This is a genomic window from Phycisphaerales bacterium (genome assembly GCA_035627955.1).
Taxonomy (GTDB): Bacteria; Planctomycetota; Phycisphaerae; order Phycisphaerales; family UBA1924; genus JAEYTB01.
Genome location: DASPKU010000006.1, coordinates 58,112 through 73,653, shown reverse-complemented (window position 1 = coordinate 73,653; position 15,542 = coordinate 58,112). Strand labels below are relative to the sequence as shown.

Here is a 15,542-nt window from a genome sequence, read left to right as displayed (position 1 = left end):
CATTGACAAGGGGCTCCCACGGGAGCCCCTTTTTTCTTTCGCACTCCTGACGCGAAGAGCGCGAACGCGTCGCATGGATCAGCGAACGACTCTGACAGCCCTCCGGTTCTTCACCCCTGAACCGGCGCGGCAACCCTCGGCGGGCGACCGTTCGCAACCCGGTCGCCCGCTCTTTTTCATTCCTTCTCTGCGTCCTTGTTGAGCGCCGGCTCGTCGGGCTTCCCACCCGGCGAGCCGCCCTTGGGCACCATGCGCTCGACTTGCCGGCGGACCTGCTTCATCAGCGCCTTGCCGCCCTTCACCGCGCCCGGGTCCACCTCGATCGCGTCTTTCCACACGACCCCCGTCTCGCGGTAGCCCATCGCCACCAGCCGCTCCTCCATGTCCGCCAGGTGCCCCGCGCCGTAGAACAGCGCCACTGACGTCACCCCCGGCTCCTCGCGGATGAGCTTCTCGAGGTCGTCGAACACCACCTGGTTCCGCCCCTCGATGAGCACTTTCATCATCGCGCCCATGCCCTTGTTCGACTTGCCCTGCACCTCCATCATCTCCTCGGCGCGGGCGAGCGTCTCCACCACCATCACCTTCATGTAGAACGAGCCCTCGGGCGTGCTGCCCATCATCCCCAGCAGCGCGCTTACCATTTTCGACATCATCGACGAGCCGTCGAGCATGTTGAACAGCATGCCCCCCGAAGCACCCGCTTCCTCCAGAGCCTTCTCCAGCTCCGTCATCGTCATGTCGCTGTTGCGCCAGTTGGGCCGGTTGTAGTCGATCGCCACCAGCTGGAACTCCAGGCCCAGCGCCTTGGCCAGCTGCATCTGGATCCCCTCGCCCCCGCTCCGCTCCTCCTTGGTCAGCGGCTTCTGCTGCGAAAACTTCAGGTCCGCCGCCGCGCCCTCGCCGCCTTGGGCGTTGTCAGCCCCCAGCGACACGATGTCGAACTTCGCGGCCTTCCCCTCCTCCGCCGGCAGCACCTCATACCGCTGCTCCCGCCCCCACCCGTCAACCGTCGCGGCCTTCCCAAGCCGCGCCATGCTGCCGTGAAGCGGCGCCAGCGCCTCTTCCAACGTCTTGGGTAGCGCCCCGTGCTTGGACTTGTGACGCGTCACGACAACCGCCAGCAGCCGCTGGCGCGACTTGGTCATCTTCACCCGCGACGCATCGTCCGCCTTCTCCAGGTCCGCCGCGGCCTCGCCAGGCTTCACCCCCTCAAACAGCACCACGTCCTGCACATCGAGGAACTTCTGCAGGTCCTCGTAGTACGCCTTCTCGCCGATATGCGTCACGCCGACAAGGTGCACCACCGGCTGCCCCGGCCTGCCCTCGAAGCTGCGGATCGCGACCTGCAGCGCCGTACGGCTCCCATGCCGCATCCCGCACACGCACGTACGCGTCACCCTGCTCGCGCGCTTGCACCGACGCGTCACGCGGCGGTGCCACCTCCTGCGCATGCACGGCCATCGCCGACCCGCACACCAGCAACGCCGCCAACAACCACTTGGAAAGCTTCATGCTTGAACTCTAGTGAGAGGACCCGCCCCACGCCGGACCGACAAGCCCGGCCCCGCGCGCCAGTACTGAACGGAGGAGGGCCGAACAAGGCCTGCGCGCCGCCGTACCATCAACGCCCCATGCCCAAGCGGCGTTACGTGAACCCCGACTTTCACCTGGAGCCCGCCTCGCTCGAGGCCGAAACACAGCGCCTGCGGAGCACCCCTACGCCCCTTGCCCGCCCCGTCGTCATCCTCGGCGGCTGGCACGCCCCGGGCATCGCAAACATCAGCATGGCCTCCCGGCTCGGCCCGTTCACCTCGGGCAAACCCGACGACTTCACCTCCATCACCTACCCGCTCGCCTTCTCGCTCCACTCTGCCGCGGCCCACGCATACTCAGTCATCCGGAGCAAGGGCCTGTGCGAACGCGAGATCGACGTGGTCGGCATCTCAATGGGCGGCATCCTCTCCCGCGCCCTCGCGTGCGACGCATTCAACCTGGGCCCGCTCAAAATCCGCCGCATTTTCACCGTTGCCTCGCCGCACCGCGGCGCCAAGATCGCGCAGGTCATCATCCCCGACCCGTGCGCCTGGGACATGCGCCCGCAGTCGAAGTTCCTCTGCGGCCTCAATGGCCGCGCCCACGCGTGCGAGCTGCACTGCTACGCCGCCCTGCGAGACTGGTGGATCGGGGCCTCGAACACCGCGCCTCCCGGCATGCTGCCCTACTGGGTCGACGTGAACCCTGGCCTGGGCCGCCTCTGCTCGCACTTCGCCATCAACCATGACCAGCTCGTCATGGTCGACATCGCCCGCCGCTTGCGCGCCGAGGTTCCCCTCGCCAAACGCGCGAGCCAGCCGCCCATCGACTGATCATCCAACCCGCCTCACAGGCCAAGGTCCGCCCGCAGCCGCTCCAGCGCTCTCCGCTCCGCCCGCGGCAAGCCCGCCCCCTTTACGCCGACCACCGCCTGTCGCAGCGCGTGATCGCTCAGCAGCAACGCCACGGGCGACGCGGCCCCGTGCGCCGCAGCCAACCGCCGCAGAAGCCCCCGCGCATCCCCTGACAGCCCGAGGCCGGATGCCAACGCACGGAAGGCACTCTCGCGATCGTCGCGCCCTCGCCGCGCCCTCACCATCAGCACCACGCCACTGATAGCCACGAGCAGAACAACCATGCTGGCGACGACCATCCACGCCTCGGCCGCCCATGCGGAAGTCTCGTCACCCTTCACCAGCCGCACCGGCTCGATCCCGAGCGTCCAGAGCCTCATGCGGCACCCCCGACCCCACTCGCGCTGTGGCCGGCGCCCTGCCACGACCGCCGCAACTGCGATTCCAGCATCCGCGCGCACGCCGCGGCCCTTCCGCGCACCTGCGCATCCTCATCGAAGCGCGCCATCTCACCGATCCGTGCCCCGCACTCTGCCCATGCCTCACCGAAGCGACCCGCGCCACTGCCCAGCACCCGCCCTGCCAGCCACACGCCGGCGAGCCGGTGCATCGCCCGCTCGTCGCCCAGCATCTCACCCAATCCTTCAAGCGAGCCCGTGATCGCCGCCCGCAGCGCGTTCGCACGCACACGGTGGTGCGGATCACCCTTGAGCTCCACCACCGCCGAAGGCAAGCTGCTCCCCTGCACCCGTTCAATCTTCGCCAGCGCCTCCACCGCGTTCGCCCGCACACGCCCATCCGCGTGCGCCACCTGCGCCGCGGCGATTTCCCGCGCCCGCGCACCACCAAGGCTTGCCAGCAGCGCCACCGCCGTCGCGATCACCCGCACCTCCTCATGCTCCCCCGCCGCCAGACCCAGCACCTCCGCCGCGACCTCCTGGTGCAAGCTCATTGCCCGCACGCGCCGCAGCGCCTCCAGCGCCACCGCCCCATTCACGGCCCGCAGGTCCGACCGCAGCTGCCGCAGGAACTCCCCGCGTTCCGCCTGCATCGCCCGCCGCAGCGCCAGCCGCCCGTAAGGCCCCGCGCCCTCTTCACGTGACAGGTCTTCTGCCGCCCACCGCCGCACCTCAGCGTGCGGGGAGCGCCGCAGCGCCGCGATGTTGCCCGCAGTCGGGCGCCCCGCCTCCGCACCGCACCCTGCGCTCGATAGCATCAGGAACGCCCCCCGCGCCACTAGCGGGTCCGCGTCAAAGCAGTATTCGCCGAGCTCCGCGATCGGCACCGCCCGCGCGGCCGCGTGCCGCACCCCCGCGTCGCCATCGCCCAGCATCGGCCGCAGCACCTCCGCCCGGGCCCGGGCCCCCAGCCCGAAACCCGCGCACAGCCGCGGCAATCCACGACGGGCTGCGGCCGAAAGCACCTTCAACCCCGCCCCGCTCGGGAACGTCGACTCCACCACCTCGCGCGCCCGCCCCTTCGACCCCCGCGCCGCGACAGCCTTCACGCCCACCAGGCGCGCCCGCCGCAGCGGCCGGTGCAGCAGGTGCGCGTTCGTCAGCACCAGTTCGTGCTCCAGAAGCGACCGCCCACGCACCAGCCGCTCGCCCGCGGCGATCCCCAGCCCGTCCCGCGACAGCCACTCCAGCGCCCGAAGGCGAGCCACCGGCGCCTTCGACCACCGAAGCACTGACCGGACCACGCTGTGGCTCGGGTGCTGTGTGCCCGCCAGCCACGCGCGCAGGGCCCGTGCTCCGTGGCCAGCCCCGCGCACCCGCTCACGCCCCGCCAGCAGCATCGCCGCGATCACCGGCCCCCTCCGCCGGTGCTCGCCGAAGGTCATCACCGCGTCAGCCACGTACCGGCTGAGCTCATCCGCCCCGCCGCGCACGCCCCGCGCGGCGGTCAGTCTCATCCCCGGCGCGGGCGTGTCCTCGATGAACCGCGCGCACCCCTCCACCCGCAACAACTCCTCACGCACCACCGCCAACGCCAACAGGATCAGCGACCGCTCCGCCTCGTCCCCAACCGCCGCGTCCTGGTCGTGCAGCATTGCCCCCGCGATCGCCGCCAAGCGCGCATCCCCCGCCTCCCCCACCAGCGTTGCCAGCGACAGGCGCACCGGACCGCCCGGGTCCGTGCTCAGACGCGACAGGATTTCCCCCCACCTTTCATCCCCAGCCGCTAGCGCCGCCTGTGCACAACCGCTCGGCAGCCGTCGCCATGAACGCGCGAGCTGCGTGAGCGCCGCATCACCCGCAGATTCTGCCGACGCGCGTAAACCCGGAATCAGCGCGCCCCAGCGAACCGCGCCCCGCCGCGCTGCGGATGTCGGAAGCACCGCGAGATCAAGCAGTTCCGCGGCCAGCGCCTCTGCCTCTTCCGTCGACGCCACCGCGAGGGCTTCCCCCAGCGCGATCGCCCGGAGGCGGGGGTGCAGCCGGCGGGCGGCCGCGAGTCGCTCAGAGAATGTCTTAATGAACCTTGACACAGGGCCTCTGCGCTCGTCAGGATACTGTGAAGTGCCCCTTATGCGGTCCTTAATCCGGCTCTCATTCGGAGCAGAGGTACCACAAATTGGGCTTGTCAGCCGCGACCGCAATATATATGGTGGTGTCGCGGCGAACAACCGCAGGGGGATACGTTGGGGCTCCCGACTGTGAGGTATCGGACCGTGGCCTTCAGCGTCTGCACTGCCAGCCCCTCGGACAATCCCGGGGGTTGGCGCAGGAACCCGGCACACTCGTGTGGGAGTGAGTCAGCAGTGATGAACCTTCCGACCAAGACCAACGTCCTCCAGACCTACCAGATCATCCTCTACAACCGGGCCCTCCACCCCGAGTCCATGGCCCTCAAGGGCCGCCGGGTCGTGAAGCACGGCGAATACGAGCTTGAGGCCTGGATCCTCCCCGGCACCCACATGCTCCGCTTCGACCACCGCACGCTCTGCGTCTCGGAGCTGCTCACCGACCAGGAACGCACACCGCCGCTGCAGGGGCAGGTGTCTTCGTTCCTTTGCGCGGGCGAGCGGGACGTCGAGCACCGGTTCCCCCGCGAGAAGGTCACGTACATGACCTCGGTGCAGACAGAGACCCTCAGCGACAGCCTCTACGCCGCGTCGCTCGAGGAGATGCTCGACCACGCCCGCCTCAACCACTCCCTCAGCCACACGTGGGACGACGAGGCCGGCCGCTGCCTGAGCATCCTGGACATCCAGCGCATGGCCCGCCAGGTGCACGTGCAGAGCTACCACCTCATCGCCTCCGCGGCCCTGGTGCTCCGGACCCAGACGATCTTCGAGCACGCCTGAAGAGCCGATCGCGCAAGCGATCGAACTTTCCCTCTCCAGCAACAACCACCATCGCCAAAACGAAAACGGCCGGCTGCACGCGCAGCCGGCCGTTGTGCTTTCCGATAAACCGGAAGAAGACTCGATCGCTTGCGCGATCGGCTCTTTCCGAGCAATCCCCGCGATCAGCCCGCCTTCTTGCTCACCCGCAGCTCCGTCAGCGGCCGCTTGTGCTCGATGGCGCCCTCGTCGATCACGTACTCCACGCCGCTGTTGTTCTGGTCGGGCAGCTCGTACATCAGCCCGATCATGATCTCCTCCATCACCGCGCGGAGGGCACGCGCACCCGTGTCACGCTTCACCGCCCGCTCGGCGATCTTCCTGAGGGCCCCGGGGGTGAAGCTGAGCTTCGCGCCTTCCAGGCTGAACAGGTGCTGGTACTGCCGCACGATCGCGTTCTTGGGCTCGGTCAGGATCGACACCAGCGCCTCGACGCTCAGCGGCACCATCGGCGCGATCACCGGCAGACGCCCGACGAACTCGGGGATCATGCCGAAGTCGATCAGGTCGTCCGCGGTCACCTGCTGCAGGACCTTTGCGGTCTCCTTGGTCTCGTCGCGCTCGGTGTGCGTGAGCGAGAACCCGATCTTGGTCTTGCCCAGGCGGCGGCGGATGATCTCCTCCAAACCTACGAACGTGCCGCCGCAGATGAACAGGATGTTCGTCGTGTCCACCTGGATGTACTGCTGCTCGGGGTGCTTGCGCCCGCCCTGCGGGGGCACGTTGCTGACCGTGCCTTCGAGCATCTTCAGCAGGCTCTGCTGCACGCCCTCGCCCGACACGTCGCGCGTGATGGACACGTTGTTGCTGGTCTTGCCGACCTTGTCCACCTCGTCGATGTAGATGATCCCGCGCTGCGCCGCCTCCAGGTCAAAGTCCGCGGCCTGGAGCAGCTTCAGCACCAGGTTCTCCACGTCCTCGCCACGTACCCCGCCTCCGTCAGCGTGGTCGCGTCGCCGATCGCGAACGGCACCTTCAACATGCGGGCCAGGGTCTTGGCCAGCAGCGTCTTGCCCGACCCCGTGGGCCCGATCAGCAGGATGTTGCTCTTGTCGATCTCGACGCCGTTGCTGCCCTGCTCCATGTTCTGGAGCCGCTTGTAATGGTTGTTCACCGCCACCGCCAGGGCCCGCTTGGCGAAGTCCTGCCCGATCACGTACTGGTCGAGGAACTCCTTGATCGTCCGCGGCGAGGGGATATCCCGCAGCCACGTCGACGTGGAGTTCACACGCCGCTTCTCCTGCTTGAAGATGTTCTGGCACAGGTCGGTGCAGCTGCTGCACACGTACACCGCGTTGGGGCCCTCGACCATCGGCCCCACCTCGCGGCTGGTCTTGCCGCAGAAGGAGCAGGTCGTCACCTTGCGCCCGCGAAACGCGTCATTGTTCTGGTCCGTGCCGTCCGGCTTGTTCTTGGCCATGAATCCCTCGTGGGCGTGCGTTGCGCGTGCCCTGAACGTACTTCTTCCTCAAAGCTTATCGGCGTGCCCGCCCGTGGGCACCCCTCTCTCGACCTTCCGTCGAAGGCTGGAATCGGCAATCCCAGCACCCCCTCCGCACTCTCTCCCGCCATTCCGCGGCCCGGAAGGTCGTTATCGGCCATCCCTTGCGCCCGGCCCGCGCCCCGGCCCTCGGTCTGTCCCCTGGGAGGGCTTCTCGTCACCGAACCCGCTCCGGGCCAGGCGCGCCGCCATGTTCTTGCGGATGCTGTCGTACTCCTCCTGCGTGATCTTCCCCTCCTGCCGCATCCGCCGCAGGTCCTCCATGATCGTCCCTGCGCTGCTCGCAGAGTCCGGCGCGAACAGCCGCTTCCGCAGGTACATCCACACGAACCCGCCCACCAGCGCAATGCCGATGAGCACGCCCGCCGCCAGCATGATGTCGCCCGTCGTCGCCCTTTTCGGCGGCGGCGCGGCCGGCGCAGGCTCCTGAGCCAGGTACACGGTCGTCATTGACGGATGCTACCGCCTCGAGGCCTGTGCTGTTGCCGCGTCACATGTTGCCCGAGGCGATCGCCTCGCGGATCGGCACCAGCATCCCCGGCACCACCCGGTGCTCCACCAGCTCCTCGCCCTGGTGGGCCAGGCGCGTGAGGATCCCGGGCAGCTCCTTGGTGTCCCCCACCGCTCCGAACTTGCGGAGCGTCAGGTACACCGAGATCGGGTCGCCCCCGCCCTCGTGGTGCTCGCGCTGCTGCGCGCCACCCGCCCGCGTCTTGACCTCGAAGTAGATCTCAAGGTCGCCGCGCTGGCCCAGGGTGAGCCCCACCAGCGGCTGGCAGTCCACTGGTGTCGCCCCGGGTATATCCAGCAGCGCCGACAACGGCGAGCCCGGGATCAGCGCGTCGAGCACGATCGCGTCGTGGTTGCCCCCGGCGGTGAGATCAAAGCCGTACAGCAGCTCGACGTACTCGATGTCCAGTGGGCTGATCGACATGTAGGCCGGGGCCACCTCCAGCACGTGCCGGTGCAAGGAGTACCCCTCGTCCAGCGAGTTGGGGTTCACCACCCCCGAGCGGATGTTGGTGTTCCGCACCGCCAGCCACCGGTGCGGCATCTCGCTCTGCGGGCTCTCCAGTGCAAGCTCATCCCGGTAGCGGCGGAAGGAGCTCATCCCGGGGAACTGCCGGCGCACTCGCTCAAACAGGTCCAGCACCGTCTCCCGAGTGCGGGGAAGCTCCATCTTCACCGCGATCTTCTGGTTGACGTAAAAATCGGTGCACAGGGCGCGGTAGCTTTCGGACATCGCAGACCAACTCCTTGGGGCGGTGTTCGCCGCGTTTAGGCCGCGGACTTCCAAGCATACTCTTTTAACCGGCCCCTAAGCGCTCATTCGTGGGCCATCAGCCGGGGAATGAGTGCACTTATTCAGCGCTCCACCCGGTCCTCTCATCCCGGGATTAAGAAATCAGCCCGAGCCACCTGAGCACTCCACGAGTGTCCGACAGGTCTTCCACCGCGTGGGTTGCGCCGGCCTCGATCAACTCGGCCGCGGAGCTGCGCCCCGTCGCCACCCCCAGGCACCGGCACCCGTGCGCCAGCGCACACTCGACGTCGTTGGGCGTGTCCCCGATCACCACCACCGACTCACGCGCGATTTCCGCACCACGCACCGCGCACCCTCGCTCCATCCCCACCCGCACCAGGTGCTGACGGCGCGGCACCTCGTGCGGCGACTCATCCCCCCACACCCGCACCGCGAACCTCTCCGGATCAATCCCCGCGGCCCGCAGCTTCAGGCTCCCCGTTTCCTCGAAGTTCCCCGTCAGCAGCCCCATCGTCGCGTGCGAGCGCTCGACCTCATCGAGCAGTTCCATCACCCCCGGCAGCGCACGCGCGATCCCCGGCGTGCGCAGCCTCGCCTCCAGCTTCCTTGCGTACAGCGACCGCCATCGCGCGTGCACCTCCGGCGTGTCCGGCTGCCCATGCCTCCGCAGCATCTGGCTGAAGATCACCGGGTCCAGGCTCCCCGCGAACGAGACCCCCTCCGCGTGGAACCCCGGCCCGAACAGCTCCTGCCCCGCCTCCACCATCGCCTTCATGCCGCTGCCGCCCGAGGTGATCAGCGTCATGTCGATATCGAACAGAATCAGCACGTAACCACCTTTCCCCGCATCGGCCTTCGCCTCAGCGGCGGACCACGAACCCCCGCTCCTCCGCAGCCACGGGCATCGTGGTCACACCCTCGTGGGCGATCAACCGCCGCATCCGCCCCCGCAGGTCGGCCAGGAACATCTCGATCGCCGGGCCCTCCCCCTGCACCTCCATCAGCACCGACCCCTCCGGCTCATTCCGCACCCACCCGGTCACGGCGTGCCCCTGGGCCACATCCCGCGCTGTCGCCCGGAACCCGACCCCCTGTACCCGACCGCTGAACTCGATCCGCCGCCGCTCCATCGCACCCTCCCAGTCCTCGCCCACTCCCGCCCCCCACTCCCGCTCCCCACTCCCGCCCCCCACTCCCGCCCCCCGCGCAGGCCACCCGTCGCCCGAGAATCATGCGCCCGTGTGGGGTTGCCCAACCTTTCTATTGGTTTCAGACGGATTTGGTGATACCGTCATGGTGCAGCAAGGACCGCTCACCCTCTAGATCATCCCGCACCCACGGCCTTCGGGCCACTAACCGCGGCGAGATCAACCCTCTCCTGAGCGTCAACCGGGCTGCGGCTGGCACCTCCCCATCCGGGGACAACCTATCGACCCGCGCCGCTGCTCGCAGCCCCCGCGCCCCGCCCGCCGCAGTTCTCGGCCGCCTTCGCCCATTGTCGTGCGTGTGTGCATCTTTCGTGTGCTCTGTCTCGGTTTTGGGGACCGCGGTGAGCGACCTCTGGAAGGCCAAGTTCCACGACAACGGCGACCGCGATCGCGTGCGCGATGCGACGGACATCGTGCGCCTCATCGGCGAGCACGTCGCCCTCAAGAGCAAGGGTCGCGAGCTCGTCGGCCTCTGCCCCTTCCACAACGACAAGAACCCCTCGATGAACGTCGTGCCCGGCAAGCAGATCTTCCACTGCTTCGTCTGCGGCACCGGCGGCGACGCCTTCTCCTTCGTGCAGAAGTTCCACAAGATGGAGTTCCGCGAGGCCCTCGAGTACCTCGCCGAGCGCGCCGGCATCACCCTCACCCGCCACCAGCGCCCGGCCGGTGACGGCCCCGCGCCCATCTCTCGCGGCGACGTCCTCCACGCCAACGCCACCGGCGCGGAGTTCTTCAAGGCGATCCTCGCCCACCCCGAGCACGGGAAGGCCGCCCGCGAGGTGATCGCCAAGCGACGCATCGCACCCGAGATGGTCGCCAAGTTCTCGCTCGGGGCCTCCCCCGACCGCTGGGACGGGCTGATCACCACCGTTCAGCACAAACGGCTGGACCCCAAGGCCTTCTTCGAGGCGGGCCTCTTCAAGAAGCGCGAGTCCAGCGAGGGCGCCTACGACGCCTTCCGAAACCGGGTCATGTTCCCCATCCACGACCAGATCGGCCGGGTGATCGCCTTCGGCGCCCGCAAGATCAGGGACGAAGACGAGCCCAAGTACCTCAACAGCCCCGAGACCCGCGTCTTCAACAAGTCCGGCACCCTCTACGCCCTCCACCACGCCGCCAAGGCCATCCAGGCCGAGCGCACCGCCATCATCACGGAGGGCTACACCGACGTCATCGCCTGCCACCAGGCGGGGTTCTGCAACGCCGTCGCTACCCTCGGCACCGCCCTCACCCGCGAGCACGCCTCGGTGCTCCGCCGCCTGTGCGACCGGGTGATCCTGCTGTTCGACGGGGACGAGGCCGGCCAGCGCGCCGCCGACCGCGCGGTCGAGGTCTTCTTCGGCGAGGACCTGGACGTCGCCATCGCCACCCTCAACCGGTTCACCGACGCCAAGGACCCCGACGAGCTGCTCAAGCGTGAGGGCGGCGGCGAGGTGTTCCGCACCGCTCTTTCCGCCGCGACCGACCTGCTGGAGTACCGATTCGTCCGCCTCCGCCAGAAGCTCGAGGGCGCCGGAATGGCCGCGCTCTCCCGCGCCATGAAGGACGAGATCGCCCGCCTGGTGGAGATGGGCCTCAACGAGGTCGAGCCCATCCGCCAGAAGCTCATCGTCAAGCGCCTCGCCGCCGTTGCCGACCTCAACGAGGGCACGATCACCGCGGCCATCCCCGCCGGCCGCCGCCCTAAGTCTTTCACCTCACCAACAGCCACCGCACAGGCCGCAACTCACAGCGCGAGCGCAACCGACAGCAGTGCCGACAGCCCGGACGCGGGGGACGGAGCACCGCTCCCGCCCCTCGCCACCGCGCCGCTCACGCCGGCCGAGCACCTCCTCGGGTGCGTGCTCTGCGACGGCCAGCTTTTGTCCACGCTCTCCGAGCACGAGCGGGACTTCATCGCGCCCGCGGCGTACCGTTACGCGTTGCTCAGGCGGGTCGCACAAGTCATCCACGACATCGGCGAAGATCACGGCACGGCCGACCTCAACACGCTCATCCGCAGCGTCGACGAGGTTGAGGTCAAGGAAGCCGCGATCGGCCTCGCCTCCCGCATCAACCACGAGACCGATCAGGACCGCGATCGCCTCCACGCTCACTGGCAGGCCTGCCTAACCCGCGCACGGCTCGACCACGAGCGCGCGAAGCTCGCCGGCGGCTCGGCCTCCGCGGGCGCCCGCGAGGCAAACGACCTGATGAAACAGATCAAGCTCAAGAGGGCCATGCACACCGCGCTGGGGGCAGACCGGCGCGTGTTCCCCAGGCCCGGGTGATTGGATTCTGAACCACTCACCCGCGCAGGATTGCGGGTGCCTGTTTGTCGCGATGGATCGCAGCGTTTCGTTCACCGAGCAGTACCAGGTTGGTAGTTAGACTGTGCTGAGGAGATCGGCGTGATCGGCGAACTTCATCCCGCGGTGGCGCAGCTTGTCGAGGTCGGACGTCGTCGTGGCTGGCTCAGCTACGAGGAGATCAACAACACCATCCCCGACGAGATGGTCGACCCTGCTCGTCTCGACGAGCTCCTCGTCGTCATCGACCGCCTCGGCATCGAGGTCGTCGATGAACTCGAGTACCGCGCCCGCATGCACCGCCTCGCCCTCGAGCGCGGCGAGACGGGCAGCGCCTGCGGCAAGTCCGCCCTCCCCTCCGTCTTCCGCGCGATGTCCGTCTCCGGCGGCGAGCGTGCTGCCGAGGCCGCCACCCTCCGCAAGAGCCTCAACGGCGCCGCCATCCTGGCCGCCGCGGCCGAGCAGGACAGCGACCCCGATGAGGAGGAGATCCAGAAGGACGTCGCCGAGGTCGTCGCCGAAGAGGCCAGCGGCAAGCGCATCGACGACCCCGTCCGCATGTACCTCTCGCAGATGGGCACGATCCCGCTGCTGACCCGCGAGGAGGAGATCCGCCTCGCCAAGAAGATCGAGACGACGCGCATGATCTTCCGCCGCCGCTGCCTCGAGAGCGACTACGTGGTCGCCCAGGCGGTGGACATCCTCAAGCAGGTCCACAAGGGCGAGCTGCCCTTCGACCGCACGATGCGGATCAGCACCGCCGAGGCCGACGCCAAGGGCAAGATCGCCAAGCGCATCCCCGTCAACCTCCCCACCATCGAGAAGCTCCTCACCCTCAACCGCAAGGACTGGGAGGACCTCCAGGCCGCGAAGGCCGAGAAGAACGAGGCGCGGATCACCGAGCTCAAGGCCCGCATCCAGACCCGCCGCCGCCGCATGGCCGCGCTCACCGAGGAGCTCTCGCTCCGCACCGGCCGCATCATCCCGCTGATGCGCAAGCTCCGGTCGATCGCCAAGAAGATGGCCGAGCTCGAGGGCGAGCTCCGGCGCGCCGCCAACCGTGGCAAGGAGATGAAGCGCTCCCGCCGCCCCCTCAAGCAGTACGACCCCGAGGACCTCGCCGTGATGCGCGAGGAGCTCGAGGGCCTCCGCTCGCTCGTGCTCGAGGACCCCGGCGAGGTCATCCGCCGCATCCGCGAGGTGAACACCGTTTTCTGGGAGTACGAGCAGGCCAAGCGCGACCTCTCCGGCGGCAACCTCCGCCTCGTCGTCTCCATCGCAAAGAAGTACCGCAACCGCGGTCTGTCCTTCCTCGACATCATCCAGGAGGGCAACACCGGCCTCATGCGCGCCGTCGACAAGTACGAGTACCGGCGCGGCTTCAAGTTCAGCACCTACGCCACGTGGTGGATCCGCCAGGCCATCACCCGCGCCATCGCCGACCACGCCCGCACCATCCGCATCCCAGTGCACATGATCGAGACGATGAGCCGCCTGCGCAACATTCAGAAGGCGCTCCTCCAGGAGAACGGCATCGAGCCGACGATCGAGGAGCTCGCCGAGCGCGCCGGCATGAACAGCGTCGAGGTGCGCCGCGTGATGAAGATCAGCCGCCACCCCGTCAGCCTCGACCGCCCCGTCGGCGAGAGCGAGGACAGCTACTTCGGCGACTTCATCGAGGACGAGACGCAGGAGGCCCCCGGCGACGTGGCCGCGCAGGAGATGCTCAAGGCCCGCATCGAGGGCGTGCTCAAGACCCTCACCTACCGCGAGCGCGAGATCATCAAGCTCCGCTACGGCATCGGCGACGGCTACACCTACACCCTCGAAGAAGTCGGCCGCATCTTCAAGGTGACGCGAGAGCGCGTCCGCCAGGTCGAGGCCAAGGCCATCCGCAAGCTCCAGCACCCCGTCCGCGCCCGCAAGCTCCAGGGCTTCGTCGAGCGGTCGGTGTACAAGGAAGTCCGCGGCGAGCCGGCCCCCGCCCCCGCCCCGCTCTCCCAGCCCATGCCCATGGTCAACGTGATGCCGGTGTCCGTGGCCGCCCCCGCGGCAGTTCCCGCCCCCGCCACCGTCTGATCTCAGGGTTCAACCAATCAGAGGGGCTGTCCGCAAGGGCAGCCCTTTTTCGTTCCGTGGGTTCGTTCAGTCCGCCTGCCGCAGCAGCTTCAGCTCTTCCGCGCCCGCCAGGTGCAGCCGCAGCATCGCCAGCGCGCTCTTGGCCGACCAGTCGCGCACGCTCGCGCGGTCCCCGGCCATCGTGAAGTGCCGCACGTCCGTGGACACCCGCCCAGCACCCGCCTGACGCGACGCCCGCGCGATGTACACCGTCCCCACCGGCTTGCCGGGGCGGGTCCCGAACGCCGGCACCGCCCCGCCCGGCCCCGCGATCCCCGTGATCGCCAGGCAATGCTCCACACCGAGCTTCTCGAGCCCGCCCGTTGCCATTGCCAAAGCGCACTCGCGGCTCACCGCCCCCGGCCCCTCGGGCCCGAACAGCGAGGCATCCACACCCGCCAGCGACTGCTTGAGCGCGTTGGAGTACGTGATCAGCCCGCCCGCGAACACCTGCGACGAGCCCGCCACATCCGTCAGCATCCCTGACAGCAGCCCACCTGTGCACGACTCGACGGCGCCGACGCGCTCGCCACGCTCGCGCAGCAGCTTCACCACCACGCCCGCGAGCGTGTCCTCGCCCGTGCCGAACACGTACGCCCCCGCCCGCACGCGCACCTCGCGCATGTGCTTCTCGAGCAGGTGGTCGGCGTCGTACGGAGCCAGCGGCCCCTCGTACCGCAGCCGCACGCTCACAATCCCCCCGCTCGCCGTCGTGCCCACCAGCACGCCCTCGTCCCCCTGACGCTTCATCATCGCGCCCAGGCGTGTCGCCAGGTCGCTCTCGCCGATCCCCACCGTGTGCAGCACCCGCGTCGCCACCGTCCGCCCCGGCGGCGGCCGCAGGCGCGGCGCCACCTGCGCGCTGAACATCGGCTGCATCTCCCGCGGCGGCCCCGGCAGGCAGAAACAGTCACACCGCCCGATCACCCCGTGCAGCCCCGGCGCCGTCCCGTGCAGGTTCTGCAAGGACGTCGCCCGCGTCGGCCGCAGCGCCTGCACCTTGTTCAGTTCCGGCATCACCCGCCCGCGCGATGTGAACCACGCCGACACCTGCTCCAGCGCGATCGCGTCTTCGACCAGCGTGTCGCCCATCGCCGCGGCCAGCGCCTGGCGCGTGAGGTCGTCCAGGGTCGGCCCAAGGCCTCCCGTCACGATCAGCAGGTCCACCACGCCCGCGAGACGGCTGAGCGCCCCCACCAGCGCGGCCTCGTCGTCCGCCACCGTCACATGCTCGACCGTGATGATCCCCACGCCCGTCAGCCGCTCCGCCACCCACCGCGAGTTGGTGTTGACCGTCTGCCCCAGCGAGAGCTCATCCCCAACCGACACGATCGCCGCCCGCTCGTGCGCGCTCGGCGGCTGCCCCGGCTGTGTCTCGTCCGCTCCCATCGGCCACACAGGGTATCGGGTCCGCCCGACCC

14 protein-coding genes are annotated in these 15,542 nt (G+C 68.8%); 4 read left to right on the top strand and 10 right to left on the bottom strand.

The window, feature by feature from the left end:
• Positions 1–176: 176 nt before the first annotated feature.
• Positions 177–1,430: a type II secretion system protein GspG gene (locus tag VD997_04805; GenBank protein HYE61295.1), complete on the bottom strand. Its 1,254-nt coding sequence runs from the start codon at positions 1,428–1,430 to the stop codon at positions 177–179.
• Between the two features lie 204 nt (positions 1,431–1,634).
• Here VD997_04805 and VD997_04800 point away from each other — a divergent pair, with 204 nt between their 5' ends.
• Positions 1,635–2,369, top strand: coding sequence for a hypothetical protein (locus VD997_04800; protein HYE61294.1), 735 nt, complete (start codon positions 1,635–1,637; stop codon positions 2,367–2,369).
• Between the two features lie 14 nt (positions 2,370–2,383).
• On the opposite strand, the gene VD997_04795 is transcribed toward VD997_04800, so the two are convergent.
• Together VD997_04795 and VD997_04790 are read right to left on the bottom strand one after the other, a co-directional pair.
• Positions 2,384–2,770: a hypothetical protein gene (locus VD997_04795; GenBank protein ID HYE61293.1), complete on the bottom strand. Its 387-nt coding sequence runs from the start codon at positions 2,768–2,770 to the stop codon at positions 2,384–2,386.
• On the bottom strand, positions 2,767–4,512 hold the full coding sequence (locus VD997_04790) for a hypothetical protein (protein HYE61292.1): 1,746 nt from the start codon (positions 4,510–4,512) through the stop codon (positions 2,767–2,769). Before VD997_04790 ends, VD997_04795 begins: the two co-directional genes overlap by 4 nt.
• Before the next feature lie 645 nt (positions 4,513–5,157).
• Between VD997_04790 and VD997_04785 the strand changes: the two genes are divergently transcribed.
• Entirely contained in the window at positions 5,158–5,700 is a 543-nt protein-coding gene (locus VD997_04785; protein ID HYE61291.1) for a DUF2617 family protein, read from the top strand.
• A gap of 164 nt (positions 5,701–5,864) precedes the next feature.
• On the opposite strand, the gene clpX is transcribed toward VD997_04785, so the two are convergent.
• The 6 genes from clpX to VD997_04755 all read right to left on the bottom strand — a co-directional run bounded on the left by clpX (position 5,865) and on the right by VD997_04755 (position 9,658).
• Positions 5,865–6,641, bottom strand: coding sequence for an ATP-dependent Clp protease ATP-binding subunit ClpX (clpX, locus tag VD997_04780; GenBank protein HYE61290.1), 777 nt, complete (start codon positions 6,639–6,641; stop codon positions 5,865–5,867).
• Entirely contained in the window at positions 6,635–7,159 is a 525-nt protein-coding gene (locus tag VD997_04775) for a ClpX C4-type zinc finger protein (protein ID HYE61289.1), read from the bottom strand. The genes clpX and VD997_04775 overlap by 7 nt, the downstream gene beginning before the upstream one ends.
• Positions 7,160–7,330: 171 nt before the next feature.
• Positions 7,331–7,690 (bottom strand): LPXTG cell wall anchor domain-containing protein, encoded by a 360-nt coding sequence (locus tag VD997_04770; GenBank protein HYE61288.1) that lies wholly within the window; start codon positions 7,688–7,690, stop codon positions 7,331–7,333.
• A 40-nt stretch (positions 7,691–7,730) separates the two neighbouring features.
• Positions 7,731–8,483, bottom strand: a complete 753-nt coding sequence (locus VD997_04765) for a hypothetical protein (GenBank protein ID HYE61287.1) — start codon at positions 8,481–8,483, stop codon at positions 7,731–7,733.
• Positions 8,484–8,637: 154 nt separating this feature from the next.
• Positions 8,638–9,333, bottom strand: coding sequence for an HAD family hydrolase (locus VD997_04760; protein HYE61286.1), 696 nt, complete (start codon positions 9,331–9,333; stop codon positions 8,638–8,640).
• Positions 9,334–9,364: 31 nt separating this feature from the next.
• A complete protein-coding gene (locus VD997_04755) occupies positions 9,365–9,658 on the bottom strand; it encodes an acylphosphatase (protein HYE61285.1) in 294 nt (97 codons plus the stop codon).
• Between the two features lie 395 nt (positions 9,659–10,053).
• Between VD997_04755 and dnaG the strand changes: the two genes are divergently transcribed.
• Positions 10,054–11,985 carry a DNA primase gene (gene dnaG / locus VD997_04750; protein ID HYE61284.1) on the top strand — a complete coding sequence of 644 codons (1,932 nt, stop codon included), beginning with the start codon at positions 10,054–10,056 and terminating at the stop codon, positions 11,983–11,985.
• A 120-nt stretch (positions 11,986–12,105) separates the two neighbouring features.
• Positions 12,106–14,082 (top strand): RNA polymerase sigma factor RpoD, encoded by a 1,977-nt coding sequence (gene rpoD, locus VD997_04745; GenBank protein HYE61283.1) that lies wholly within the window; start codon positions 12,106–12,108, stop codon positions 14,080–14,082.
• A 66-nt stretch (positions 14,083–14,148) separates the two neighbouring features.
• Here the strand turns inward: rpoD and VD997_04740 are convergent, their stop codons facing one another.
• On the bottom strand, positions 14,149–15,510 hold the full coding sequence (locus tag VD997_04740) for a CinA family nicotinamide mononucleotide deamidase-related protein (protein HYE61282.1): 1,362 nt from the start codon (positions 15,508–15,510) through the stop codon (positions 14,149–14,151).
• Positions 15,511–15,542 lie beyond the last annotated feature (32 nt).

What these genes read in the sequence shown, in the direction of transcription:
- VD997_04785 (HYE61291.1), top strand. Translation starts at nt 5,158, where the DNA reads ATGAACCTTCCGACCAAGACCAACGTCCTCCAGACCTACCAGATCATC.
- VD997_04740 (HYE61282.1), bottom strand. Translation starts at nt 15,510, where the DNA reads ATGGGAGCGGACGAGACACAGCCGGGGCAGCCGCCGAGCGCGCACGAG.
- VD997_04770 (HYE61288.1), bottom strand. Translation starts at nt 7,690, where the DNA reads ATGACGACCGTGTACCTGGCTCAGGAGCCTGCGCCGGCCGCGCCGCCG.
- VD997_04765 (HYE61287.1), bottom strand. Translation starts at nt 8,483, where the DNA reads ATGTCCGAAAGCTACCGCGCCCTGTGCACCGATTTTTACGTCAACCAG.
- VD997_04795 (HYE61293.1), bottom strand. Translation starts at nt 2,770, where the DNA reads ATGAGGCTCTGGACGCTCGGGATCGAGCCGGTGCGGCTGGTGAAGGGT.
- VD997_04775 (HYE61289.1), bottom strand. Translation starts at nt 7,159, where the DNA reads ATGGCCAAGAACAAGCCGGACGGCACGGACCAGAACAATGACGCGTTT.
- VD997_04800 (HYE61294.1), top strand. Translation starts at nt 1,635, where the DNA reads ATGCCCAAGCGGCGTTACGTGAACCCCGACTTTCACCTGGAGCCCGCC.